The 23817-nt window shown below is 63.1% G+C and carries 24 protein-coding genes and 1 pseudogene; 16 read left to right on the top strand and 9 right to left on the bottom strand.

The window, feature by feature from the left end; genetic code table 11:
* Positions 1-653: 653 nt before the first annotated feature.
* Both CHB96_RS05825 and CHB96_RS05820 read right to left on the bottom strand, forming a co-directional pair.
* Positions 654-2681, bottom strand: a complete 2028-nt coding sequence (locus tag CHB96_RS05825) for a bifunctional DNA primase/polymerase (RefSeq protein WP_141136441.1) — start codon at positions 2679-2681, stop codon at positions 654-656.
* Between the two features lie 278 nt (positions 2682-2959).
* The gene (locus CHB96_RS05820) at positions 2960-3223 is read right to left on the bottom strand and encodes a hypothetical protein (protein ID WP_089244043.1); all 264 of its coding nucleotides are present in this window, start codon (positions 3221-3223) and stop codon (positions 2960-2962) included.
* Between the two features lie 554 nt (positions 3224-3777).
* Between CHB96_RS05820 and CHB96_RS05815 the strand changes: the two genes are divergently transcribed.
* Positions 3778-3996 (top strand): hypothetical protein, encoded by a 219-nt coding sequence (locus tag CHB96_RS05815; RefSeq protein WP_141136440.1) that lies wholly within the window; start codon positions 3778-3780, stop codon positions 3994-3996.
* Here CHB96_RS05815 and CHB96_RS05810 read toward each other — a convergent pair.
* A complete protein-coding gene (locus CHB96_RS05810; RefSeq protein ID WP_245865292.1) occupies positions 3993-4703 on the bottom strand; it encodes an HNH endonuclease in 711 nt (236 codons plus the stop codon). The two genes, CHB96_RS05815 and CHB96_RS05810, sit on opposite strands and share 4 nt — an antisense overlap.
* A 191-nt stretch (positions 4704-4894) precedes the next feature.
* On the opposite strand from CHB96_RS05810, the gene CHB96_RS05805 reads away from it, so the two are divergent.
* Complete coding sequence (locus CHB96_RS05805; RefSeq protein ID WP_089244039.1) at positions 4895-6181, top strand: DNA cytosine methyltransferase; 1287 nt, start codon at positions 4895-4897, stop codon at positions 6179-6181.
* A 30-nt stretch (positions 6182-6211) separates the two neighbouring features.
* On the opposite strand, the gene CHB96_RS05800 is transcribed toward CHB96_RS05805, so the two are convergent.
* Positions 6212-6673 carry a hypothetical protein gene (locus CHB96_RS05800; RefSeq protein WP_089244037.1) on the bottom strand — a complete coding sequence of 154 codons (462 nt, stop codon included), beginning with the start codon at positions 6671-6673 and terminating at the stop codon, positions 6212-6214.
* Positions 6674-6808: 135 nt separating this feature from the next.
* On the opposite strand from CHB96_RS05800, the gene CHB96_RS05795 reads away from it, so the two are divergent.
* Complete coding sequence (locus CHB96_RS05795; RefSeq protein WP_176444165.1) at positions 6809-7651, top strand: DUF3800 domain-containing protein; 843 nt, start codon at positions 6809-6811, stop codon at positions 7649-7651.
* Between the two features lie 109 nt (positions 7652-7760).
* Here the strand turns inward: CHB96_RS05795 and CHB96_RS05790 are convergent, their stop codons facing one another.
* The gene (locus CHB96_RS05790) at positions 7761-8372 is read right to left on the bottom strand and encodes a hypothetical protein (RefSeq protein WP_089244033.1); all 612 of its coding nucleotides are present in this window, start codon (positions 8370-8372) and stop codon (positions 7761-7763) included.
* Positions 8373-8446: 74 nt separating this feature from the next.
* Positions 8447-8884: a hypothetical protein gene (locus CHB96_RS05785; protein WP_089244031.1), complete on the bottom strand. Its 438-nt coding sequence runs from the start codon at positions 8882-8884 to the stop codon at positions 8447-8449.
* Positions 8885-9009: 125 nt separating this feature from the next.
* On the opposite strand from CHB96_RS05785, the gene CHB96_RS05780 reads away from it, so the two are divergent.
* The 7 genes and pseudogenes from CHB96_RS05780 to CHB96_RS05750 all read left to right on the top strand — a co-directional run bounded on the left by CHB96_RS05780 (position 9010) and on the right by CHB96_RS05750 (position 12834).
* Positions 9010-10110, top strand: coding sequence for a hypothetical protein (locus CHB96_RS05780; protein WP_089244029.1), 1101 nt, complete (start codon positions 9010-9012; stop codon positions 10108-10110).
* A 124-nt stretch (positions 10111-10234) separates the two neighbouring features.
* Positions 10235-10561 (top strand): annotated as a pseudogene (locus CHB96_RS05775) (TadA family conjugal transfer-associated ATPase); the annotation flags it as partial.
* Positions 10558-11346, top strand: coding sequence for a type II secretion system F family protein (locus tag CHB96_RS05770; protein ID WP_089244027.1), 789 nt, complete (start codon positions 10558-10560; stop codon positions 11344-11346). The pseudogene CHB96_RS05775 and the gene CHB96_RS05770, both read left to right, overlap by 4 nt.
* A complete protein-coding gene (locus CHB96_RS05765) occupies positions 11343-11915 on the top strand; it encodes a type II secretion system F family protein (RefSeq protein ID WP_089244025.1) in 573 nt (190 codons plus the stop codon). Before CHB96_RS05770 ends, CHB96_RS05765 begins: the two co-directional genes overlap by 4 nt.
* 63 nt (positions 11916-11978) lie before the next feature.
* Positions 11979-12182, top strand: coding sequence for a DUF4244 domain-containing protein (locus tag CHB96_RS05760; RefSeq protein ID WP_089244023.1), 204 nt, complete (start codon positions 11979-11981; stop codon positions 12180-12182).
* Between the two features lie 20 nt (positions 12183-12202).
* Positions 12203-12496 (top strand): TadE family type IV pilus minor pilin, encoded by a 294-nt coding sequence (locus CHB96_RS05755; protein ID WP_089244021.1) that lies wholly within the window; start codon positions 12203-12205, stop codon positions 12494-12496.
* Positions 12493-12834: an Rv3654c family TadE-like protein gene (locus tag CHB96_RS05750; protein WP_089244019.1), complete on the top strand. Its 342-nt coding sequence runs from the start codon at positions 12493-12495 to the stop codon at positions 12832-12834. Before CHB96_RS05755 ends, CHB96_RS05750 begins: the two co-directional genes overlap by 4 nt.
* Positions 12835-12928: 94 nt before the next feature.
* Here the strand turns inward: CHB96_RS05750 and CHB96_RS05745 are convergent, their stop codons facing one another.
* Together CHB96_RS05745 and CHB96_RS05740 are read right to left on the bottom strand one after the other, a co-directional pair.
* Positions 12929-13465, bottom strand: coding sequence for an FAS1-like dehydratase domain-containing protein (locus CHB96_RS05745; protein ID WP_245865291.1), 537 nt, complete (start codon positions 13463-13465; stop codon positions 12929-12931).
* 121 nt (positions 13466-13586) lie between these two features.
* Entirely contained in the window at positions 13587-15974 is a 2388-nt protein-coding gene (locus CHB96_RS05740) for a DEAD/DEAH box helicase (RefSeq protein WP_089244017.1), read from the bottom strand.
* A 429-nt stretch (positions 15975-16403) separates the two neighbouring features.
* Here CHB96_RS05740 and CHB96_RS05735 point away from each other — a divergent pair, with 429 nt between their 5' ends.
* From CHB96_RS05735 to CHB96_RS05715, 5 genes are all read left to right on the top strand, one after another.
* A complete protein-coding gene (locus tag CHB96_RS05735) occupies positions 16404-16607 on the top strand; it encodes a cold-shock protein (protein WP_005248460.1) in 204 nt (67 codons plus the stop codon).
* A 185-nt stretch (positions 16608-16792) separates the two neighbouring features.
* Positions 16793-17380, top strand: coding sequence for a hypothetical protein (locus tag CHB96_RS05730; RefSeq protein ID WP_089244015.1), 588 nt, complete (start codon positions 16793-16795; stop codon positions 17378-17380).
* Positions 17381-17525: 145 nt separating this feature from the next.
* Positions 17526-20516, top strand: coding sequence for a type I DNA topoisomerase (gene topA / locus CHB96_RS05725; protein ID WP_089244013.1), 2991 nt, complete (start codon positions 17526-17528; stop codon positions 20514-20516).
* Positions 20517-20718: 202 nt separating this feature from the next.
* On the top strand, positions 20719-21228 hold the full coding sequence (locus CHB96_RS05720; protein ID WP_089244011.1) for a DUF3558 family protein: 510 nt from the start codon (positions 20719-20721) through the stop codon (positions 21226-21228).
* Positions 21229-21260: 32 nt separating this feature from the next.
* Positions 21261-22448, top strand: a complete 1188-nt coding sequence (locus CHB96_RS05715) for a DNA polymerase III subunit delta' (RefSeq protein ID WP_089244009.1) — start codon at positions 21261-21263, stop codon at positions 22446-22448.
* Between the two features lie 50 nt (positions 22449-22498).
* Here CHB96_RS05715 and CHB96_RS05710 read toward each other — a convergent pair whose 3' ends face one another.
* Entirely contained in the window at positions 22499-23029 is a 531-nt protein-coding gene (locus CHB96_RS05710) for a CGNR zinc finger domain-containing protein (RefSeq protein ID WP_089244007.1), read from the bottom strand.
* 87 nt (positions 23030-23116) lie between these two features.
* Here CHB96_RS05710 and CHB96_RS05705 point away from each other — a divergent pair, with 87 nt between their 5' ends.
* A complete protein-coding gene (locus CHB96_RS05705; protein ID WP_089244005.1) occupies positions 23117-23812 on the top strand; it encodes an SDR family oxidoreductase in 696 nt (231 codons plus the stop codon).
* The last annotated feature ends 5 nt before the right edge of the window (positions 23813-23817 follow it).

Here is a 23817-nt window from a genome sequence, read left to right as displayed (position 1 = left end):
CTGGATCACGTTGCGCGGCAGCAAGATCAGGTGTGCCCACCGTTAATGGCGTGTCTCACAACAGGATCAGGCCAGCTCGCCGTGGGCGAAATCTGACAGTGCCCGTTGCTGGTTTTCACGCGGGGCGAGATCGACTGCGACAGCGGGACTCAGAGCCTGCGCGCTGCTTGCTCAGCTCGGTACGCAGCAGGGTCCGTCAGGTACAGCGGACCTCTGCCCTCGCGGAGGATCCGTTGCGCTGCGACTGACTGTGTGTACTCGTGGCAGTGGCGCGGTTCGCCACAGGCCCAGTGGTTGCGCTCGACGTGAACGGCCTTCGACTTGGGCCACTGCCGATTGCAGAGGAAGCAGGTAATCATCGTTGTCTCTCTTCGGGTTTGGGCTACCTGGCCGGCTATGTGGGTGTTCGGTATGGGCGGGCGAGCTTGAGACGGACTTCTCGTCGCGAAATGGCGTCGTCAATCGCGGTTACCTCAACTAGGTACAAGGGTCCTGGCCTCATGTCTTTCATGTTCTCGTCCCAGCCGTTTTGCCGTTCTGGTCTCTAGAGACCAGACCAGAACGGCTCAACGGAACGGCTCGACGTGAGCCGTTCTGACAGCCGTTCCGAGCCGTTCCAGAACGGCTCTACCAGCGCAAACGAGCTTTTCGTCCTAAGCCGTTCTGGACTCGTCAGAACGGCTCGTCTCGTCCAGCCGTTCTGAACCCTCAGAACGGCTCAAATCGGCGAAAACGCGCTTGGCTCCGCGTATTCCGTCCGCGCGCACATCGAGAACGCCCTGCTCGACGCCGAGCCTGAGCGCAGCCTTGAACGCGGGATCACCGACCCGTAGCTTGGTGCGCAGCTTGCCAATCGTGCGCTCGCCGTCGTTCTCGATCTCCGACAGTAGATCGAGTAACCGCACCAAGAGCGCCCTATCCTTGTCATCGTGCTCGCGTGCCGCATCTCCTAGATCGGAGCTGTCCGACACTGTGACCGCAAGGTCGAACGCAGCGTTGCCTTCTGGTGCGCGACGCAACGACGACGGCCACGACACGTCTGTCCCAAACCTGTTGCCGCGCCACTCGGTCAGCCTGCCTGTGCGCGCAAGATGGAAGCCCATCTCGGGCCACCGCTTCCAACCGCTCGAACCGATAGGACGCTTCGTGTCCGCGTCGTGCGGGGTGTGCGCTTCCATGATGACGGTCACTCCGTGTTCGTCTCGAAGCTCGTCCACGAGTTGCGTGATCGCCTGAAAGAACGGCTCCTCACGTTCGTTGTGGTCGCTCAGCTTGTAGATCGGACCGATAACGACCAGATCGGGTTTGACCTCTGCAACCCACTTTCGGACCCGCTCAGCGTCGTGCGGATCTTCCAGTGCGAGAGGCTGTCCGAAGTCTGAACGCGGCAAGAAAAACAGGTTGCCGAGCATCACGTCGCGATCACCGCCGTTGGCCTCCCATGCTTCGGTCATCTCGCGTAACCTGTTCTGGAACAGGTCATACGGGTTCTCGACGTCCACGAGCAGCACCCGCTGTGGCTCGAAGCTACGGCGGTTGACCCAATCGAACGGGTCGAGACCCGCTGCAACGGAACCGGCGATCCACCGCAGCAGCGTGCTCTTGCCTGCTCCCTCGTCCGCCGTCAGGATCAGGCGAATGCCCTTCGGAAGACGCCCAGGGATGACCCACTCGTACTCGACAGCGTCATCGAGGATCAGCAACTCCGACGCGCTGAGCGGCACCACGCCGGGGACCTCCGACCGCGCAGCGTGCGACACCTCCTCTGCGTAAAGCTGTTTAGCCCTGTCCCTGGCGCGCATCTCACGTAGGAGCCGTTCGACCAGCTCGTCCCTTTCAGGCGAAACATGTCCGCTGCCCCATTCGCGCATCCACTGCTGCATGTAGTCGCCCGTCGAGGCGACGTACCGTTGAGCGCTCGCCACGGTTGTGCGAATCTCCCGATCCGTCAACGGGGTCGAGCCTGGACTGTTGCGGGCTGCCTGCTGCATCAGTAGCAGCACCGCGTCGAACTGGTCGGGTCCGAGCTGGCCGAACGCCTTGACGGCGCGCCGATGAATCTCGTCGTTGCGACCACCCTCAGCTATGCCCTCCAGAAGTCCACCAACGCGCTCAGCAGACGAGTCGTCGCGTTCGTTCTGCGCGATGCTCTGCGTGAGCGTCAGCGGCGTTACTGCGGGCTTCTCGTCGGGATTACGCCAGCTGTATGTTCCTCCCGAGAGATGATTCGACGGCGGCAGCATGACGTACCCACCCGTTCCGCGAACGTCGACTCCCGTCAGCCATCCGACCTTGTTGCCGACTTCGAGATCTCTGGGGTGGGCGAAATAGAAGTGCCTACCTCCACCTCCTGTGAGCGCGGTCAACGTGTCCGGTACTGGGTGATCCCGCGTCCATGCACTCCACGAGTCGTATCCGCCAGACTTACGGTCCACGTCCACGACGAACAGATTCGATATGGGACCGCATGCCACTGCCCAGTTCGCACTGGGATAGGCGCGATGCCACGCGGCGATCTGCGCGGGGTCCGTGCTCGCATCCTTCACGCCGTGAGTCGTCCGTGGGTGTTTGCCAGGGCTGGCGCAATCGGGTTTGTTGCACGAGCACTTGCCATGAACGATTGAGTGGCAGGGGAAGATCGACCAGCCGCGTTCGAGGTATTCCTCCAGAACCGCGCTCATCGCGACCACTCCCGTACATCGCTGGCAGCCAACGCATTACGCCCGATAGAATCGACTGCGAGAGGCTCGGTCAGCCGATCAACTGTGTTGTAACCCCTGGGATTGGTCCCGTCCAAGCTGCCGCTGGCGGGACCCTTCTCATGTGTTGGCATTAGCACCTCGCAGCAAGGCGCGCAGCAGTCGCAGCGCGGTCGGGTCCGTGACGGTCTCTGGAACTCCCTGCTCGACAGCGCTTTTGCGTGCAGACTGGCGAGCGCGTTCGGAGAACTCGTCGGCGGTCATGCGTTGACACGCTTGCGGCGGTGCTCAGGCTGCGCGGCGAATGGTTCGAGCGCTCCCGGTGTGAACAGCTCTTCGAGCGGTACACCAAGAATCGTCGGCAACTGTTCGCGCAGAACAGGAATCGGGCGTGACCACCCTTTTGCTGCGTTGCCTACCTGGCGGTGGCTGACACCGAGCTTGTCTGCGAGCAGCGTGTAAGACCACCGCTGATCTTGAAGGACTTGGGCGAGAGGTTGTACGCCGTAACGACTTTCGGACATGGAGGTGCTCCCTGAATGGTGTTCAGAAAGCTCACTTCCAGGTCGCGAGGCCATCTCAATCCACGTTTGTGAGCCCGTGGTGATCCGCTATGCCCCGGTCCGAGAACCGGCTCGCGTTGGAGTCGAATGATCGACTGCCAATAACATTAGACACGTAGCGCTAGGGAACGCAACGACCCCGCTCTACGGTCCTTGACGGCGAGCGGATGCCTGTGCCATGTTGTCTGTGGTCGCTCGACAGCGACCGCGCCACGAACGAACGAAGTCCTAGGCAGGGCATACGTCGTTGGTGGCGTGTGTTCTTTCTGGGGCCGTGGCGACGACCTCGGAAGGAAGGCACGTCCGCCGTGAAGGCTCTAAAGTCTATGTACTGGCGGTTTTGGATTACTTGCGCCACAGACGATTTGGCCCAAAAGTGCGCACCTTGGCTGCAATCGAATTATGGAACCAATTCGCAGCGGCGGCCCACGATGAAGATTCGTAACGTGTGTGTGTCTGGTCGGGTTCTGCTCTTCGATGCCACGTACATAGCGCGGGGATCCAATGTCAACGACGTGACCAAGATTGTCAGTACGATGTGTCGCGTGAACAGGCCGGGGGTGGTCGAGCGTTCTGTGTTTGACCTCGTGTACGTGCTTCTTTGGCAAACTGAGATCCTCGACCCACCTCCCGAGGCTGAATGGCCTGAAATCGCAAACCGCAACTACGCGAAAGCTATTCGCGAACACGCTGAAGTGTTGCAATGGATGGGCGGCGTCATCGACACGGACTAATCTCCGATCTCCGTGATGACCTGTTGCCCCAGTTTGTTCATGACGTCGAGACGTTGTGCGTGAGGCAGACGCGCCCAATCGTTGAACACCTGCTCGGTGTCATTCAACGTGCGACGCCCTGCTGCCATCCAGCCGTAGAGGCGCTTCTTCTCCTTCAGGCTGCCGACGTGCTGAGCCCGAACGAACACCGAGTGCGCGCTGGGCGGGTCGACCGTAATGTCTCGCGCCTGGTCTCCGCAGCGGGTGCACTCCGCGCGCAGGTTGTCGTCGTCAGTTGATCCGCCGTCGTTGTTCGGGATGATGTGCCCAATCGTCAGCACAGCAGTCCGGCCCGGCTCGTTCGGGTACTCCATCCCTGCGGGAATGCCGCAGACCTGGCAGGTGTGACCGTCGCGCTCGAAGATCCGTCGCCGCTTCGGACCGGTGATGTTCTTCCGCATCGTCTTCGGGCGGGCCTCGCCCTGGTCGATGCGAATCCCAATCTCGCGTAGTAGGTACTCGGAAGGCTTGAGGCTGGGGTTCACCTTGTAGTTGTCGATCACCCAGCCCATTTCTCGCAGGTCGCGCATACGGCGATCAGCCTGCGAGACGCCTGGGACTGCTTCGAGCATGTCCATCTTGCTGAACTTGTTTCCGAGGCCGACCTGCGCGATGAAGGCGGCGACACGAGCGCCGGAGGACGGGGCTTTGGATGCGTTGTCTGTCACGTTATTTGGGTCCTAACGAGTCGATGCGAAACCGGACGGTCATCACAGGATGCCCGTTCGGCAACGGCCTGTCAAGGACCGGCGCATCGTTCGGCAATCGTGCGGCAACTACTGTTGACCGTTCGAGGCGACTCGAACATATCGGCGGACCAATGGTGTGCTGAACGACTGCGATGTAGGAGGATGGTCTTATGGTCGGCAAGAGCAAGACGCGCAAGGCACCCGCAACGACGTACGAAGTTGTGGAAGTCTGCGCAGGTGCGGGTGGGCAAGCGTTGGGCCTTGAGAAGGCCGGATTCGCTCATGCGCTCGCTGTCGAGCTGGATCGTCACGCGTGCCAGACTCTCCGCGACAATCGTGACTGGAAGGTCGCTGAGGGGGACGTAGTCGACCGCAACGTCTGGGACCCGTCGTCTTACGAGGGTGTTGCCCTTCTGGCCGGAGGTGTACCTTGCCCTCCGTTCTCGATTGCAGGTAAGCAGCTCGGCGCGTCCGACGAGCGCGACCTGTTCGCATGGGGTGTCGAGCTGGCTGGTCAGATCAAGCCGCGTGCGCTGATGTTGGAGAACGTGCGAGGTCTGTCGACGCCGCGTTTCGCCGCTTACCGCCAGCGCGTCTTGGATCGGCTTGCGGAGCTGGGCTATGTCGCTGAGTGGCGACTGCTGCAAGCCTCAGACTTCGGTGTCCCGCAGCTGCGCCCCAGGTTCGTTCTCGTTGCGCTGCAAGAGGCAGACGCCGAATACTTCCACTGGCCCGAGCCTGTCGAGTCGGATCTCACCGTCGGCGAGGCGCTACGCGACCTGATGGGCGAGCACGGCTGGCAGTACCTCGATGCGTGGGTCGCGCTCGCGAATGACATTGGGCCAACCTTGGTCGGCGGCAGTAAGAAACACGGCGGCGCTGACCTGGGTCCAACTCGTGCGAAGCGCGCGTGGGCAGAGCTTGGCGTGAACGGACTTGGGATCGCTGACGACGCGCCAGCTCGTCGCGCGCTCCATCCGAAGAACGTCCCGCCGAAGCTGACCATCGAGATGGTCGCACGGCTGCAGGGCTGGGCCGAGGGGGAGTGGGAGTTCTCAGGAGGCAAAACTGCGAAGTACCGCCAGATCGGCAATGCCTTCCCGCCGCCAGTCGCGCAGGCTGTGGGCGAGTCGATCCTTGCTGCGTTCAATCGCCAAGCAGCGCAACGGGAACTGCCCGAACTCGCTGCTGCAAACGTCCACGATGACGTGTACCGAATTCTGCGGGACGCTGACGACTTCGTGACAGCCGGACGCATCCTGTCGCTGGCCGAACACGGTCTCGACGCGCTTCTGCTCGAACGTCGAATTGCACACCTTGCACGCGACTTCGAGGTCGAGGTTGGCGATGTCAAAGGCTCAGTTGCTTACCGGCTCGGCCAGTTCAAAGGCTTTGTCGGACAGGAAGATCACTTGCGCCACGACTACATAGCGACCCAGCGCTCGAAGGTCAGCTAGGTTGCTGGAAGGTCTGTCCGGCCGCGGCGTTCAGACCTTCCATTCCTCGCGTATCCGCGCGATGTCCGGCATGATTGCTTTGACCAGATCCCGTGCACGGTCGTTGTTCTTCCATACGCTCGGCGAATTTTCTACCAGGTTTCGGACGTCTTCCAGAGCCTCATACTGGTAGTCGAGATACCACGCCTTTGTTTCTAGGTCGAGGGCGTCCTTCCACACGAGTTCGTGGCGTTCAGCATCGGGTCCCTCGTACGGCTCGTGTTCGTCGTTGATGTTGAAGTCTCGCAGTCCCTCAATGCCGCGTTGCCAATTCGCGATGCGGTCCTGCTTCCTCCTGGTCTCGCGTTCGCGCTTCGAGATCGAAGACTGAACTAATGCCGTCGCAGCGCTGCTGCCAATGAATGCAACTATCCCAGTGCCAATGATTGTCAGTATGTCCACGCAGAAGTCATACCTGACGGTTGGATTGCCCGCAATCGGCCGGTACAGCACCGGAGACTATGCACCGGATGTGCTCTGTCCGCATGGACTATCCACAGGTTTATCCACAGGACATACGGTTGTTGTCGAGTGCGCGTGGTAGAAATTTCACCGGAACGAATGGTCTGTAACGGTGAAGGTGGGCGCGTGCGGCTGTACTACTTCGATGACTCTGGAGACAGGGCCAACGATCCGACAAAGCCATACTTCGTCATGGGCGGATTCGGCATCGATGCAGATGACTTGCCCAAGATGCAGCAGGTCGTCAGGAACGCCGCGGTGTCGTACGGCTTTCCGTTGTCGTACCCAAGTGAGCTGAAGTTCAGCCAGGTTGGCCGCAGCAAGGACAACAAGCCCAACAAGCCGCATTGGATGATTCGAGCTGGGTTGACCGAAGCCGCGCGTCGACGTGCGCTCGTCTACTCGTGCCTTCGCGCTTTGGTGTCGATCCCGTCGGTCAAGGTGATCGTGATCGCGGTCGACCAGTCCAAGACATGGGGATCGTCCTCGCCGATCATGCACGCGGTAAAGCCATTGTTCGAGCGGATCAATCACGACTGTGGTGATCACAGCACCCAAGGGCTCGTGTTCTTTGACGAGGAACAGGCGGACGACAAAGCGCTCAGGCAGGCGACGCGACTGGGCTCCTTCTATATGCCGTTCGATCGAATCATCGAGTCCATATCGTTCATGCCGTCCGACGAGAGTGTCGGAGTGCAGATGGCGGATCTCGTCGCTGGTGCGTTCGGGCGTTATATGAACACTTCGGATCCTGGTTACGCACGATTGCTGTGGCCGCATCTGCGTCGGAGCGCAGGAGGGTTGGTGCACGGCTACGGGATCAAGCTCTTCCCGCGAGGCCACTGCCCCGAGATGACTGCACAGCCTGTCCCATGGCCACCAGCTGATCGGAAAGTCTACGAGTACGAATGCGGGGCTCAAGGCCAGAGCGTGATGTGGATGCCTTCGGGAGAACCCGTGGTGGTGTGAATCTGAAAGAAGTTTGGAGACCGGGGGTCACGATTGACTCGCGGGGCCGAAGAACCCCTCCCGGTCAACCACAGCATACAAGTTACGCGCAACTGCGCAACTCCTTTGGTCAGTTACGCGTGCCATTTGGTCGATGAGGGAAGGCCACCACGTTGTGCTGCTCGCGCGGTTGCTCGTCCTCGGTGTGCGTCCAGACCTTGCTGGGATCGAAGGCTGGTTTACCCGCTGGCGCAGCAGGAGCAGGCTCGTCCTCGACCTCTGCGTCGATGATCTCGTGCTGTGCGTCGCTCTCGCCAGGAGGCAGAGCTACGTCACGCACGACGGTCCCTTCCTTCAGCAGTTGCTCGTACGGCTTGACCTCGACCTCGTGCTCGATCTTCGACGTTGGTCCCATGCCTGATCGGTCGAGAACAATCTGTGCAGCGCGGAGTCGAATTGCCGGGTCGAGTGCAGGGTCATCGAGCATGCCGTCCACGACTCCGATTGCTTTCAGTCGCATCTCGATCATGCGTTGGGACGCAGCGAGACGAGTATGCGGCGCGAATCCTCCGTGGTTCTTGCAGACGACCGAGCCCTTGACTGCGTAGTTGCCGCAGGGTTGTCCGTCGGTTCGTCTCGCTGTGCACGACACGCCAGGGTTCTCGACCCGCGTGTCGATCAGGCTGGGAGTGACGGACTTCGAGACGCCGCCATGTGCGAAGCAGAACTCGGACCCTCGCACTGCGTAGCGTCCGCACTGCTGGCCACCCCTGCCACGATTGTCGTGCGCAGTAGTCGCGACACATTGGGGCATCGTCAGATCCTCACTGGCGCGTAGGCGGCAATCACAGTCGGCGCGCACGTCGCGCAGAGTGCGACGCCGACGACGCTCGGCGGAGCGGACACCCAGACGATCTCGAAGTCGTTCGGCTTGCGTGGTCCTGGGATCGAGCGCGAGCACGTCGCGCAGACGAACGCAGCAGCTCCGCATTCGCGACCTCGCACCTTGCAGAGGTCCATACTGGCGAGCATCGACGCGGGGTCCTCGAACGGGTACGACACGAAGTCGTGGTGCAGATCGGCGGCGACACCCATCGGCGGGATCAACGCTTGACCGTCGATCATCGCGTCGTCTCGGTCGCGCAGCGCGAGGCGCACGTAGTCCTCGATGCGGAAATGGTTCAGCAAGTGCGCGTTGTGCGGCCAAACCTTCTCGGACTGTTCGATATTCGCGAGGATCTCGTCTGCGTACATGTGTTGTCTCCCTTGGTGTTGTCCCTACCTTCAGTCTATCGCTAGGTAGAATCAATGTTGTTCGCCTGCAACGACATTCGCGTATTCTGAACGCAGTCCTATATATCATCGGAAGGCGAATTGTCATGGCAGCAAACGGGTACAGCACAGTCGGGGATCTCCACCAGACGGTCGACGGCAAAGACTGGTCGGCGATCTGGTCGGAGTTTCAGACCACTCTCGAACTCCTCAACACGCAGCGCACAGCGGTCGCGCGACTGTTCACGGCGAACACAACGAACTCGTCCGATTGGATCGAGCAGTCAGTAGGTGACACAGAGTTCGAGGAAGCATCCGAGTTCGGCGTTCCCAAGTCAGTTCGTGTCAGTCCTACTGTCCTGCAAATCGGATACCCGTTCAGGTGGTGGGACGCACGCAAGGGCTTCACCTGGAAGTTCCTAGCGGAGGTCGAGTCAGGCCAGCTCGAAGCGATCCACTCGGCGGTCCTCGAAGCTGACAACCGTTTGATCTTCCGCCACGTCCTCGGTGCGCTGCTGACCAAGACGACCACTCTCACTCGCAACATCAACGAGAACAACGTATCGGTCTACTCCCTCTGGGACGGCGAAGACGACGCGACGCCGCCGAGCTACGCGGGTAAGTCGTTCGCGCCTGGCCACGACCACTACGTGACGACCAACGGTCAGTTCGAGGCAACGGATCTGGATTACCTGATTCGCAACGTGACCGAGCACGGCTACGGATCCGACTTCGGTTCGCAGATCGTCATTCTCGTCCATCCCGACGACGCGGACATCATCACGACGTTCCGCGCCGGCCAGGAGTCAGCAGACGGTGGGAAGGCAGCGAACGACTTCATCCCGGCGGCGAATGCCCCTGCGTTCCTGTCGGACCAGGCGATCATCGGTGATCGAGCGCCTGCGTCCTACGAAGGATTGAAGGTCGTCGGCTCGTACGGCGAAGCGTTCATCGTGCAGTCGAGCTGGGTCCCTGTCGGGTACGTGACAGCAGTCGCAAGCGGAGGCGCTCACGCTCCGCTCGCGTTCCGCGAACACAAGACGCCGAACTTGCGCGGGTTGCAGCTGATCCCCGGCGACAACAACTCCTACCCGTTGCAGAACAGCTATTACGTTCGCGCGTTCGGCGTCGGTGTTCGTCATCGCGGCGCTGCTGCTGTCCTCCAGATCACCCCTGCGGACGAGTACACGAGCCCGACGATCTTCTGATCCCGCGCGCTGATTCGAACCAGCGCGCGCCTCTCGCCCCCGTGCAGTCGGTCGTACCCTGACTCCGGGGGCGTTTTGGCGTCTGACCAGCGAAATCGCGCTGTTTGGAATGGGTACCTTTGTACTGCTCACTGCGCTCAACACCGGTCACGACGGTGGCGCAGGCACCATTCACGCCAATTCGCCCGCCGAAGTGCCACCGCGCTTGGAAGCGCTTGCCGCACTGGGTGGTATGGATCGTGTCGCCCTGCACAGTCAGCTCGGTGCTGCCGTTCAGGTGGTACTGCACGTACACCGATCGCACGACGGCACGCGGAGGCTACGAGAAATCGCCATCGTGGTTCCCGACGTCGACGGCAGGGTGACGATCGTGCCCGCGTGGAGTTCTTCCGGTCCTGTCGATCGCGGACGAGAGATGCTCGACGCACTGATCGAGCGGAGGACCGCATGACTGCTCTCGCGTTCGCACTGTGCGCCGTCGCGGTGGTGATGCTGCCCGGCGCGCGACGACGAAAGGTGCTGTGTCACAGACCGAAATCCGTGAGACGCCACCCGGGGAGGGCGCCCGTGTTCGCGGCGTCGTTCGCTCTACTGATTCCGATCCATGTGCTCGGGGGTGTCGGTGCCGTGTGTGCGGCGAGCGTGATCGCGGTGACCGTCGTGGTGCGGCGCCGCCGGGGCATGCAAGATCGTGCACGAGGCGATGAAATCGATTCGCTCGCAGCAGGTCTCGACACCGTCATCGGAGAACTCGGCGTCGGGTCTCATCCAGCGCTCGCGTGCGCGGCGGCGGCAACGGAGGGCCGGGGAAGTGCGGCCGTTGCGTTCGGGCAGGCGTCGGGACGGGCGCGCCTCGGTGGTCACGCCCATGCTGGGTTGATTCTGAACAATTCGCCGGTGGCAACGGAACTCACCCGATTGGCGGCGGTGTGGCGAGTTGCCGACCAGTACGGTCTCGGACTCGCCGGGCTCCTGTCGGCGGCGCGGTCGGACATACTGGCACGCAAACGGTTTCGGGACCGCGTCGCATCCTCGCTCGCAGGTGCCAGGGCGACGGCGACAGTCCTCGCGTGCCTGCCCGCGATCGGAGTTCTACTTGGACAGTTGATGGGCGCAGAACCGCTCGACGTGCTGTTGGGCGGCGGTCTCGGGGGAGTACTCCTGGCCGTCGGCGCGGCGTTGGTCTGTGCAGGACTGCTGTGGTCCGACGCAATCACAGGCAAGGTCGTTCGATGATGTGGATGGCGATGGTGTGCGCCGCAGCTGCACTGGTCGTGGTGCCTGCTGCGTCGTCGCCTATTGCTCGTCTGCGAAAGTCCGAACGAGTGCAGGACGAGGCAGACCTGCGGTCGAGCCTCGATTCGCATTCGGTCGCAGCGGCTTTCGACCTCATGGCCGCGTGTCTTCGGGGTGGGCTACCCGTCGGAACCGCAGCGGCAGCAGTCGCCTCCACGGCGCCGGAACCACTGGGCGGAGCGTTGCGCACGACGGCGGATCTCCTGGTTCTCGGAGCGGATGCCGAGGCTGCGTGGGCTCCGGTCGATGCCGAACCCGACATCGACTCGCTCGCACGTATGGCGCGACGATCCGCTCGATCGGGTGCCTCTCTGGCCGACGGCATCGAGGAGCTGGCGCTGGACCGGCGCGCTCGGTCCGAGGACGACGCAGCGGCAGCTGCAGAACGCGCAGGCGTTCTGATCAGCGGCCCGCTCGGGCTGTGCTTCCTGCCGGCGTTCGTGTGCCTCGGCATCGTTCCGGTGGTCGTGGGTCTTGCTCGAAATGTGCTCGGTGGAGATCTTCTGTGACCACGAGCGTAGTGGAGTTCCGGGGCGGGGCCGCCGTCTCGGAGGACGAGGAGGGGAAAGAGTATGTTGGGCAATTGGATTCGGGAGACCAGGGCACGCATCGTCGTCGCAGCAGTGGCCGACGATGGAATGTCCACCGCCGAATACGCGATCGGCACCATCGCCGCCGCCGCATTCGGAGCGATTCTGTACACGGTGGTGACAGGCGATTCCATCGTCGGAACTCTGACGGGGATCATCGACCGGGCGCTCAACACGTCTGTGTAGCCGATGACGGCGGCGCGACGGTGGAAGCAGCGATTGCCGTCGCGTCCATCGTCGCGGTCGTCGTGACATGTATCGGTGCGATTCTGGCTGTGTCGCTGCATGTTCGGTGCGTCGACGCTGCACGTGAAACTGCGCGCCTGACCGCTCGCGGAGACACGGTGTCGACGGTCGATCTCGCTCCTGACGGGGCACGAGTGACCGTCGAGGAGAAGGACGGTTTCGTGACGGTGCGGGTCGAGGCGGACACCATGCTTCCTCGTCTGACCGTGAGCGCGGAAGCTGTTGCGGCACTGGAAACGAGCGCTGAACCATGAGGAGGGACGACGGCGGCGTCACCGTGCTCGCTGCGTTGGCTGTGGCGGCGCTGTTGGTCGTGGTGATCGCGATCATGCACGTCGGATCGGCGGTGAGCGGTCGGCATCGCGCTCAGTCGGCCGCCGATCTGTCGGCACTCGCGGCGGCGTCGGCTCTCGATCGTGGTGTCGCCGACGCGTGTGCGGCGGCCAGGGACGTCGTCGCCCGGGCGGAGGCGACGTTGGTCGACTGCACCGTCGACGGGTGGGACGTGGTCGTCGAAGTGTCGATCACGTTGCCGCTCGGTCGATTCGGGGTGCGCGACGCGATGGCTGCGGCACGGGCCGGGCCGGTGTGAGGGCTAGTTTAGTGATGAGCGAGGGCGTCATTCGGTCACTCAGAGTGAGCGAGGGCGTCATTCGGTCACTTGGGAGGCGTGTTACCCAGGCGTGCTATCCACCCCTGCGCATGATCCCGTCGAGCATGCCGAGGAAGTTCTCGCCCTCCGGATTACCACCGGTCCGGGCGACGAACGTGGTCTTCGTCGTGGCGACGAGTGCACCGCACCTGTCGGTGATGTCGTTCGCGGTGACCATGATGTCGCTGCCCGCCGACTGGCGGAACGATTCGAGGCAGAGATTGCTCGCGAGAACGTCGCCGGCGAGGAGAGGGCGGTGCAGGCTGATCTGCTGATCCGTGTGCAGGATGTCGCCGATGCCGTATCCGATGAGCAGATTGGCGAACAGCTCCGGCAGCACTGCGGTACCGATGACACTGATGAATGTCACGGGAGCGATGATCCCGTCGTAGCCGAGCCGGCGACCAGCGTCGTCGTCGAAATGCGTGAGGTGGTCGTCCTGGACGGCGCGGGCGAATTCCTTGATCTTTTCCCTGCCGATTTCATAGGTGAGGCTGACGACGTGGTGAGTTCCGACCATGTCGTGAATGGTTCGACCTGCGGCAGAGGGGCTCATGGAGATCGTCGACACGTGTAGGGCCTTTCGATTCGTCGAGTCTACAAGTCCATCAGCTTCGAGTCATTCCGGTGAGGAAGCGAGGAATCTCTGAACGGAGTCCCAACGACGCGCCACTGTGTCGTGTGGTCGGTCATCAACTCGGCAGGGCGTCGAGCACCGCCTGCAGCACCACGAGGGCCCCCGCTTTGTCGAGGGGGTCGTTGCCGTTGCCGCACTTCGGAGACTGCACGCACGAGGGGCAACCGGTCGGGCATTCACACGAGTCGATGGCGTCCTTCGTCGCTTCCAGCCAACTCCGGAAGGCGCGGTGGCCACGTTCGGCGAATCCCGCGCCGCCGTCGTAACCGTCGTAGACGAAGACCGTCGGCAGCCCCGTGTCCGGGTGCAGTGCCGTCGAGACACCGCCGATGTCCCAGCGATCACATGTCGCGACGAGCGGCAGTAGACCGATCGCGGCATGTTCGGCCGCATGCAGCGAGCCAGGGAAGCGCTCGGCGGTCAGCCCGCGTTCGATCAGCAGTTCCGGCGTGATCGTGTACATGACGGCGCGGGTGTCCAAGGTCTGCTCGGGCATGTCGAGTTCGACGGAGTCGAGTACTTCTCCCGAGTGCAGACGGCGCAGATATCCGACGACTTGATGCGTCACGTTCACCTGGACCAGCGCGAGGGTGACGTCGCCGAGCATCGCCTGGGAATGTACGGCCGTGACCGATATGTCGGTCGTCTCCCGCGCGGACGTGTTCCAGTCGGGCTGTTCCGGATGGACAAGTGCAAGTCCGTCTTCCAGATTCAGATCGTCGACGACGAACGACTCACCCTGGTGGATGTGTACGGCACCGGGATGCACTGTGGCAGGGGCTCTTCCGGCGTCGACGGTCCCCAGCATGCGCCCGGTTACCCCGTCCACGATGGCGACCTCGGTGCCGCTGCCGCCGCGGATGTTCACCGAGGCGTGCGGCGCGTATTTCTGTCCGTCGGGAGTGATGAACCAGCCGTGCGGTCGTTTACGCACCAGGCCGTCGGCAGCGAGCGCTTCGAGCACGGGCTCGGCGTCGAGTTCTGCGGCTTCGTCCGCCGTGATCGGCAATTCCGCTGCTGCGCAGAGCAGTTGGGGGCCCAGTAGGTACGGATTGGTCGGATCGGTGACGGTTGCTTCGATCGGCTTGTCCAGCAATGCATTCGGGTGGTGTACGAGGTATGTGTCGAGCGGATCGTCACGTGCGACGAGGGCGACGAGTGATCCTTCGCCGCGTCGACCCGACCGGCCTGCTTGTTGCCAGAACGACGCGACGGTACCGGGGAAGCCGGCGACGACGACCGCGTCGAGACCCGCTATGTCGACGCCCAATTCGAGTGCATTCGTCGTCGCGACACCGAGGAGCGTGCCGTCGGACAGATTCGATTCGAGCTGACGCCTGTCCTCGGCGAGGTAGCCGGCTCGGTAGGCGGCGACACGGCCGGGCAGATCACGATCGACGTCGGCGAGGAACCGTTGCGCTCCGAGTGCCGTCACCTCGGCGCCGCGTCGCGATCGCACGAAAGTCAGTGTGCGAGCGCCTTCCACGACGAGATCGGCCATGATGCGCGACGCCTCGGCCCCCGCCGATCGGCGAATCGGGGCACCGTTCTCACCGGTGATCTCCTTCAGTAGCGGTGGTTCCCACAGTGCGACGGTTCGCGGTCCGTGTGGGGATCCGTCCTCGGTCACTTCCTCGCACGGCGCGCCGACGAGTCGCGACGCCGCGGCGCCGGGATCGGACGTCGTCGCGCTCGCGAGAACGAACGTCGGCGACGCTCCGTAGCGGGCACACACACGGCGCAGCCGTCGCAGAATCAACGCCACGTTCGAGCCGAAGACCCCACGGTAGTAATGACACTCGTCGACGACGACGTATCGGAGGTTGCGGAGAAATCGGGCCCATCGTTCGTGTGCGCCGAGGATGCCGATGTGCACCATGTCGGGGTTGGTGAAAATCCACCTCGCATTTGCCCGCGCCCATTGCCTGATCTCGATCGGAGTGTCGCCGTCGTATGCGCTCGGGAACACTTCGACCAGTTCCGGTGCATCACCGCGCAACTCGTCCGTGATCGATATGGTGTTGCGAAGTTGATCTGCGCCCAGAGCCTTGGTCGGAGCGAGGTAGAGAGCCGTCGTACGGGGGTCGTCGAGGAGGGTCGTCAGAATCGGCATCTGGTACGCCAGAGACTTTCCCGACGCCGTACCTGTTGACAGGACAACGTGATGACCGTCGTTGGCGAGCGACGCGGCTCGGACCTGATGGCTCCACGGTTTCGGAATTCCGCGGTCGCGCAGTGTCGCGGATACTTCCGGCTTCAACCATGTTGGCCAGTCGGCGAATTGGGCTGCGCGACCCGGCAGCTCCGCGACGTGTGTCAGTGGTTGTTCGCCCGACGGTGTTCCGGCAAGGACTCGATCGAGAAGCGTACGGCCGTAACTCGCCGGCGTACTGGGAAGACATTCGTTCGAATGACCTCTTTTCGTCGGATCCGGTTGGGTCACTGGTGCTCTCCATGCTCACTCGAAACTGCCTGCCGCGTCGACCAGGCCTGCGACCTGCGGTTTTCATGCTATCGCTCACCTCGTTCGCGACGTGCAGCGGCCGGGTATCGCCGCAGGTGAGAGGCTCGAATCGATGCAACGAGCATTGTCACGGTCCTCAAGATCAACAAAAAGTGCGAAAACTGCTCTTTTCGACTGTTGGAAAAGCCCAAGTCATGGTTGACTTGACGTGGTCGCAGCTTCTGTGTTCGTTTTCACGCTCGCAGGATCGATGTTGCGAGCGCTGTGCTTTTGAGCGTTTCCTGAGGGGGTTCCTGTCTGACAGGGGTTCTGCTGAGGGGGAAAATCAGGAAGTACAACGGTCGGAACCGGCCCGGTGGACTGTAAGTGCTGCCCACCGCATCCGGTGTTAGAAAGAGAAGGAAAAGCATGGCACAGGGAACTGTGAAGTGGTTCAACGCCGAAAAGGGCTTTGGATTCATCGCACCAGAAGACGGCTCCGCTGACGTTTTCGTTCACTACTCCGAAATTCAGGGCAGCGGCTTCCGCACCCTCGAGGAGAACCAGCGCGTCGAGTTCGAGGTCGGCCAGGGAACCAAGGGGCCCCAGGCGACCGGAGTTCGCGCGGTCTGATTTCGAATCCACTCGCCGGATGGCGAGTCGTATCGACAGCTCGTCCCCCTCTCGTGACTCGGCTTGCCGGGCGCGGAGGGGGATGAGTCGTTTCGGGGGGCTTGTTTTTCGGGGGCTTGTTTTCGTCGGTTGGACACGTGCGCAACAGGCGTCGCCGGTCGGGCTGATGACTTACTGTCCACATTGTGAACCAGTTGTCCTTCTTCTCGGCCGAGTCGTTGCCGCCTTCGGTGACGGACTTGAGCGGGTTGCTGGCGTCGACCGGTCATGTCGCGTCGTCGAGTACGGGCGCCCGCATTTCCGTCGTCGTCGATGACGCATGGCGTGCCGAAGCCATTTCGGATCTGATGGCCGAGTGCGGTCTGGTCGCCGAGATAGGTCGGTCGGAGGAAGACCGTCCACTCGTACGTACTGGCGCGGTCGCCGAACTCTCTGCGCTCGCGTCCCAGTGGACCAAGGGCGCAGTCAAGTCGATGCCACCCGGTTGGGTACCGGGAGCGCGTGAACTCAGGGCATGGGTTCTGGCTGCAGGGCGGCCAGAGGCCGATGGCGAGCGCTATGTACTGGGCCTCGATCCTCACGCGCCGGAAACCCACGCCTCTCTCGCTCAAGCGTTGATGCGGGCCGGGATCGCTCCGACGCTGATAGGCACGCGTGGGTCGATGCCCGGTTTGCGCGTCACCGGTCGACGACGGTTGTCCAGGTTGGTCGAGAACGTCGGCATGCCGCCGCGGAACGAGGCCGCTCGGGCCTGCTGGCCGCGCTCCGAGTAGCCGAATGTGCAGCTGATCTGAGAGTGTTTTGACGGCGTATGCCACTCTGTTACCAGACGCACCGGCAAAAATGTCGGATCGGTCAGGTAGACAATTCCTGCAGAGTGACTGACGGGGATGGGACGAAGAAAGGTTCGGCAGCAAGGTGGCAGCACGGAATAACGGCTCGGGGGACACCACCACCGGCTCTGCGGAGCCGCGCCGCCTTGTCATCGTCGAGTCTCCGACCAAGGCGAAGAAGATCGCCCCGTATCTGGGCAAGAACTACGTGGTCGAGGCGTCGGTCGGGCATATCCGCGACCTGCCGCGCGGCGCTGCAGACGTACCGGCCAAATACAAGGGCGAGTCCTGGGCCCGCCTCGGTGTGGACGTCGACCACGATTTCGAGGCGCTCTACGTCGTGTCGCCCGAGAAGAAGGGCAAGGTCGCCGAGCTCAAGAGCCTGTTGAAGGACGCCGACGAGCTTTTCCTCGCCACTGACCCCGACCGCGAGGGTGAGGCCATCGCCTGGCATCTCCTCGAGACCCTGAACCCCAAGATCCCTGTTCGACGCATGGTCTTCCACGAGATCACCAAGCCGGCGATCCTGGCGGCCGCGGCGGACACGCGTGAGCTGGACCAGGACCTGGTCGACGCCCAGGAGACCCGTCGTATCCTCGACCGTCTCTACGGCTACGAGGTCAGTCCGGTGCTGTGGAAGAAGGTCATGCCGAAGCTGTCGGCGGGCCGGGTGCAGTCCGTCGCGACCAGGATCATCGTCCAGCGTGAGCGCGACCGTATGGCGTTTCGCACCGCCGAGTACTGGGACATCTCCGCGACACTCGACGCCGGTGCCGACCAGTCGCCGCGCAGTTTCGGTGCCCGTCTGGTCAACGTCGACGGCTCCCGGGTCGCTGCAGGCCGTGACTTCGGAGCGGACGGCAAGCTGAAGTCCGACGCCGTCACCGTGCTGGACGAGCCTCGCGCTCGACGCCTGGCCGAGGCCCTCGAAGGCGTCGACCTGACGGTCGCGTCGGCCGAGGACAAGCCCTACACCCGTAAGCCGTACCCACCGTTCATGACGTCGACGCTGCAGCAGGAAGCCGGCCGCAAGCTGCGGTTCAGCTCGGAGCGGACCATGCGCGTCGCGCAGCGTCTGTACGAGAACGGCTACATCACCTACATGCGTACCGACTCGACGACGCTGTCGGAATCGGCCATCTCGGCCGCACGGGCGCAGGCAACCGAGCTGTACGGCGCCGAGTACGTCCATCCGTCGCCGAGGCAGTACACACGCAAGGTCAAGAACGCCCAGGAAGCTCACGAGGCGATCAGGCCTGCCGGCGACGTCTTCCAGACTCCGGGCCAGCTGCACTCCGCGCTTCAGACCGACGAGTACCGGTTGTACGAGCTCATCTGGCAGCGGACCGTCGCGTCGCAGATGGCCGATCTGCGCGGTACCACGCTGACCCTGCGCATCACGGGAACCGCCAGTACCGGCGAAGAGTGCACGTTCTCGGCCTCGGGTCGCACCATCACGTTCGCGGGCTTCCTCAAGGCGTACGTCGAGAGTGTCGACGACGAAGCAGGCGGCCAGTCGGACGACGCCGAGTCGCGTCTGCCTGCTCTGAAGGCAGGCCATGCCGTCACGGCAACCAAGCTCGATCCCGACGGCCACACCACCAACCCACCCGCGCGGTACACCGAGGCGTCGCTCATCAAGACGCTCGAAGAGCTCGGGATCGGTCGTCCGTCGACCTACTCGTCGATCATCAAGACCATCCTCGACCGTGGATACGTCTACAAACGCGGCAGCGCGCTCGTGCCGTCGTGGGTCGCGTTCTCGGTCATCGGCCTGCTCGAGGCGCACTTCGGTCGTCTCGTGGACTTCGACTTCACGGCAGGCATGGAAGACGATCTCGACGCCATCGCCGGTGGCCGTGAGCGTCGCGGGAACTGGCTGACGAGCTTCTACTTCGGCGGCGACACCGGCGCCGAGGGCTCGGTCGCGCGTTCCGGCGGTCTGAAGAAGATGGTCGGCACCAATCTCGAAGACATCGACGCCCGCGAGATCAACTCGATCAGGCTGTTCGACGACGACCAAGGGCGCGAAATCCATGTGCGAGTCGGTCGTTACGGTCCGTATCTCGAACGGATGGTGAAGAACGACGACGATCCCGACGGGGATCCGATCTCGCAGCGCGCCAACCTGCCCGACGACCTGCCACCCGACGAGCTCACGATCGACCTCGCGGAGAAGCTGTTCTCGACGCCGCAGGAAGGGCGCAAGCTCGGGGCGGATCCGCTGACGGGCAACGAGATCGTGGCCAAGGAAGGGCGTTTCGGCCCGTACGTCACCGAGATCTTGCCCGAGCCTCCGTCGGAGCCGACGCCGCCTGAGCCGGACATCGTGCCGATTCCCACCGACAACGACGGTGGTGGCGGTACCAAGACCGCGACGAAGACTGCCGCGAAGAAGGCTCCCGCCAAGAAGGCAGCGAAGAAGGCAACCGGACCCAAGCCTCGGACAGGTTCGCTCTTCAAGTCGATGGACCTTGCGACCATCACGCTCGAGGATGCGCTCAAGCTGCTGTCGTTGCCTCGCATCGTCGGCGTCGATCCGGAGTCGAAGGAAGAGATCACCGCCCAGAACGGCCGTTACGGACCGTATCTGAAGAAGGGCACCGACTCTCGTTCGCTCACCGACGAGGATCAGCTGTTCAGCGTCACCCTCGACGAGGCGTTGAAGATCTATGCCGAGCCGAAGCGCCGTGGGCGTCAGGGTGAAGCCAAGCCGCCGCTGCGCGAGCTCGGGGTCGACCCCGTCAGCGAGAAGCCGATGGTCATCAAGGACGGCCGGTTCGGCCCGTACGTGACCGACGGTGAGACGAACGCGAGCCTGCAGAAGGACGACGACGTCGCCACCATCGACGACGGTCGTGCGTCGGAACTGTTGGCCAACAGGCGCGCTCGCGGCCCGGTGAAGAAGAAGGCCACGAAGAAGGCCGCCACCAAGAAGGCGACTGCGACCAAGACGGCCGCGAAGAAGACGCCTGCCAAGAAGGCTGCTGCGAAGAAGACGGCAGCCAAGAAGACCGCAGCCAAGAAGGCTCCGGCGAAGAAGGCAGCTGCGAAGAAGACGCCGCCGGCCGAGTAGGTCTGCCCACACCGCTTGAATGGTTCATTCATGTTGTCTGACAACATGAATGAACCATTCAAGCGGTTGGTGCCCCCGGGCCCCCTCCGCTTGGATGAACCCTTGTAGCTATCTGGTCGTATGAATGGACCATTCAAGCGATCCGGGCGGGCGAAATGATCTGCGGCGGAACGGTTGACGCACCTTCTGCGTCCAAGTCTGTGTGGGAAAGAAACTGGCAATTGCATTCTGTGCGTTGGTCCTGACGGCATGTGCGCAGACGGTGACGGGCACAGCCGTCGGCGATGATGCGTCGGACGGGCAGGGAGTCCCGGCGACGTCGACTGTTACCGAAAGTGCAAGTACGCCAGCATCGTTCGATCCGTGCGGGTGGAGCGAGTCCGAGTTGTCGATCGTGGTGGGTGTCGATCCGTCGAGCAAGATCGAGGTGCCGGATGGGTGTGCGTGGAGCGGCGAGGACATCGGGTTCGCGTCGATGGCTGTCGCGACGTCGCCTGCGGAGGCGGTGAGCGCCACGCCGGGCATCACCGAGTTGACCGAGATGGATGTAGAGGGTCGTGCGGTTCGGGTGTTCGAGTTCGAAGGGGATGCGTGCTTTGCGCGCGCCGAGATCGGCCCGCAGACGATTCAGTTCACCATGGTCGAAGATGTGCGCAGCCCGTACTGTGCGAAGTTGCGACTTGCGGTCGCGGTGCTCATGAGTGAGCCGTAGGGACGTCGGAGTCGACGACTAGGCTGCCACCCATGGCGGGAGTATTCGATCGACTGATCGGCCAAGAGGATGTCGAGACCGAATTGACGGGCGCGGCCGTCGGCGCTCGTACCGGTGATCCCGGATCGGCGATGACACACGCCTGGCTGTTCACCGGCCCTCCGGGTTCCGGCCGATCCATCGCAGCGCTCTGTTTCGCCGCGGCGCTGCAGTGCACCGGAGAAGGGTCACCCGGCTGCGGTGAGTGCCACGCATGTACGACGACGATGGCAGGCACCCACGGCGATGTTCGACGCATCATCCCGCAGGGCTTGAGCATCAGCGTCAAGGAGATGCGGGACATCGTGCAGATCGCTGCGCGGCGTCCTAGTACGGGCCGATGGCAGATCGTCGTCATCGAGGATGCAGACCGGCTCAGCGAGGCCGCCGCGAACGCATTGCTCAAGGTCGTGGAGGAGCCGCCGGAGCGGACGGTGATGCTGTTGTGTGCGCCGTCGACCGATCCCGAAGACATGTCGGTGACGCTTCGGTCCAGATGCCGACACGTCCATCTCGTGACACCTACGTCGTCGGCCATCGCGCAGGTGCTGCAGACTCGCGACAAGCTCGACGAGGAGACCGCGCAGTGGGCGGCGTCGATCAGCGGTGGCCACGTCGGGCGGGCTCGTCGGCTCGCGAAGGACGAGGACGCCCGCGCCAGGCGCAAGCGGGCCCTGGGTCTGGCGTCGGCTGCCGCCCGACCCAATCAGGCGTACCTCGCCGCCGAGGAGATGGTGAAGGCGGCCGAGCTCGAAGCGGCCGAGATCAGCGATGCACTCGACGGCGTCGAGATGGAAGAGCTACGTACTGCGCTCGGTGCAGGTGGCACAGGCAAGGGTGCTGCGGGCGCGCTGCGCGGCTCGGCCGGCGTCATCAAGGAGTTGGAGGCGCGGCAGAAGTCGAGGCGCACGCGTAATCTGCGTGACTCGTTCGACCGTGCGTTGATCGATCTCGCGGGCTTGTACCGCGATGCGCTGGCGAGGTCCTACGGATCGACTGCGACGCTCAATCACCCTGACATGTCCGAGCAGATCGAGCGGATGGCACGCGGAGCGTCGCCGGAGGCGCTGCTGAAGAGCATCGAGGCGATCCTCGAATGTCGTGAGGCTCTCGCGCTCAATTCCAAGCCCAAGTTCGCGGTGTACGCCATGGTGGCTCAGCTGGGTGCGGCGCTGCGCTAGTGATCGCTTGAATGGTTCTTTCATACGATCAGATAGCGTGGATGGTCCATTCAAGCAGGGGGAGTTGGCCTTTCGGGCCTCCTCCGCGCTCGCGACGCCCGTAGATTCGCGCTGTTGCCGCACGTCTTGACGTCGTGCCAGACGCCACTGTTGTTGCGAGACCTGTCGTAGAAGGCCGAGCCGCAGAGCTCGTTACGGCACCGCTTGAGGCGTCGCCAGATATCGGTGTGCTGAGCGATGAATACTTCTGCCCAGATCGACGACGCCACTGCCTGCCATCCGTGTCCCGCGGACGCCAAGCGCACCGAACCGGACTCGTCGACGCGGATCGATGCGGGAACCTGCGTTGCCTCGGCAAGTGGTCTGCCCGCGATCAGATCTTCGAGTACGGATCTGAGACGACGTAGATGCGTGGCATCGCTGTCGGTGAGTTCGACGCCGAGCGTGCTGCCGGCTGATGCGCCGTCGGCCAGGAGGTCGGGAAAGCCCTTGACCGAAATCGCACGCGTGTTGAGGAAATCCTGGACGACGTCGAGCCCGTCGGGGGCCGGGCTCAGGCCGAAGCGTCCGGTAGGTGACATAAGCCAAAGGTATTTGACTCTGTCGACCGAAGCAAGTAGTACTGACAGAGTCAAAAGTAATTCAGTTATGTCTGAAGGGTGAGTCCCATGGTGGCAATCGATGGCGCGGTCGTGCTCGTGACGGGTGGCCGACGCGGGCTGGGAAAGGCGATCGTCGACGAGCTTCTCGAACGAGGAGCCGCGAAGGTCTACGCCACCGCACGCACGCAGAAGCCGTCCGAAGATTCGCGCGTGGTCGCAGCGGAGCTCGACGTCACCGACGATGATTCGGTTGCCGCGCTGGCAGCGTCGCTCACCGACGTCACGATCGTCGTCAACAATGCAGGTACCACCGGGTCCGGGCCGTTCACGACGTCCGCGCTCGACGCGGTCCGGGAGGTCTTCGAGACCAACTTCTTCGGTGCGCTTCGGGTGGCGAAGGCCTTCGCGCCGACGCTCGCGCGCAACGGCGGGGGAGCGCTCGTCGACATCCATTCGGTGTTGTCATGGGTCGGCGGCGCCGGCTCGTACGGGGCGTCCAAGGCGGCGCTGTGGTCGGCGACGAATTCGTTGCGCCTGGAGCTCGCACCGCAGGGGACCCTCGTCACCGGGGTGCACCTGGGGTACACCGACACCGACATGATCGCCGATCTGGATGTGGCGAAGAACGACCCGAAGGATGTGGCGAAGGCCATCGTCGACGCCGTCGAATCGGACGAAACCGAGGTGCTTGCCGACGACGTGACCAGGTACTTCAAGTCCGTGCTCGCCGGTCCGGTCGAGGGTCTCGCGATCAGCGGCTAGAGGCG

It is taken from the genome of Rhodococcoides kyotonense, from assembly GCF_900188125.1.
Classification (GTDB): domain Bacteria; phylum Actinomycetota; class Actinomycetes; order Mycobacteriales; family Mycobacteriaceae; genus Rhodococcoides; species Rhodococcoides kyotonense.
The sequence above is the reverse complement of the archived record's forward strand: the minus strand, read 5'-3'. Positions and strand labels throughout refer to the sequence as shown.

What these genes read in the sequence shown, in the direction of transcription:
- CHB96_RS05825 (WP_141136441.1), bottom strand. Translation starts at nt 2,681, where the DNA reads ATGAGCGCGGTTCTGGAGGAATACCTCGAACGCGGCTGGTCGATCTTC.
- CHB96_RS05820 (WP_089244043.1), bottom strand. Translation starts at nt 3,223, where the DNA reads ATGTCCGAAAGTCGTTACGGCGTACAACCTCTCGCCCAAGTCCTTCAA.
- CHB96_RS05805 (WP_089244039.1), top strand. Translation starts at nt 4,895, where the DNA reads ATGGTCGGCAAGAGCAAGACGCGCAAGGCACCCGCAACGACGTACGAA.
- CHB96_RS05785 (WP_089244031.1), bottom strand. Translation starts at nt 8,884, where the DNA reads ATGTACGCAGACGAGATCCTCGCGAATATCGAACAGTCCGAGAAGGTT.
- CHB96_RS05780 (WP_089244029.1), top strand. Translation starts at nt 9,010, where the DNA reads ATGGCAGCAAACGGGTACAGCACAGTCGGGGATCTCCACCAGACGGTC.
- CHB96_RS05770 (WP_089244027.1), top strand. Translation starts at nt 10,558, where the DNA reads ATGACTGCTCTCGCGTTCGCACTGTGCGCCGTCGCGGTGGTGATGCTG.
- CHB96_RS05765 (WP_089244025.1), top strand. Translation starts at nt 11,343, where the DNA reads ATGATGTGGATGGCGATGGTGTGCGCCGCAGCTGCACTGGTCGTGGTG.
- CHB96_RS05760 (WP_089244023.1), top strand. Translation starts at nt 11,979, where the DNA reads ATGTTGGGCAATTGGATTCGGGAGACCAGGGCACGCATCGTCGTCGCA.
- CHB96_RS05750 (WP_089244019.1), top strand. Translation starts at nt 12,493, where the DNA reads ATGAGGAGGGACGACGGCGGCGTCACCGTGCTCGCTGCGTTGGCTGTG.
- CHB96_RS05735 (WP_005248460.1), top strand. Translation starts at nt 16,404, where the DNA reads ATGGCACAGGGAACTGTGAAGTGGTTCAACGCCGAAAAGGGCTTTGGA.
- CHB96_RS05715 (WP_089244009.1), top strand. Translation starts at nt 21,261, where the DNA reads ATGGCGGGAGTATTCGATCGACTGATCGGCCAAGAGGATGTCGAGACC.
- CHB96_RS05710 (WP_089244007.1), bottom strand. Translation starts at nt 23,029, where the DNA reads ATGTCACCTACCGGACGCTTCGGCCTGAGCCCGGCCCCCGACGGGCTC.
- CHB96_RS05705 (WP_089244005.1), top strand. Translation starts at nt 23,117, where the DNA reads ATGGTGGCAATCGATGGCGCGGTCGTGCTCGTGACGGGTGGCCGACGC.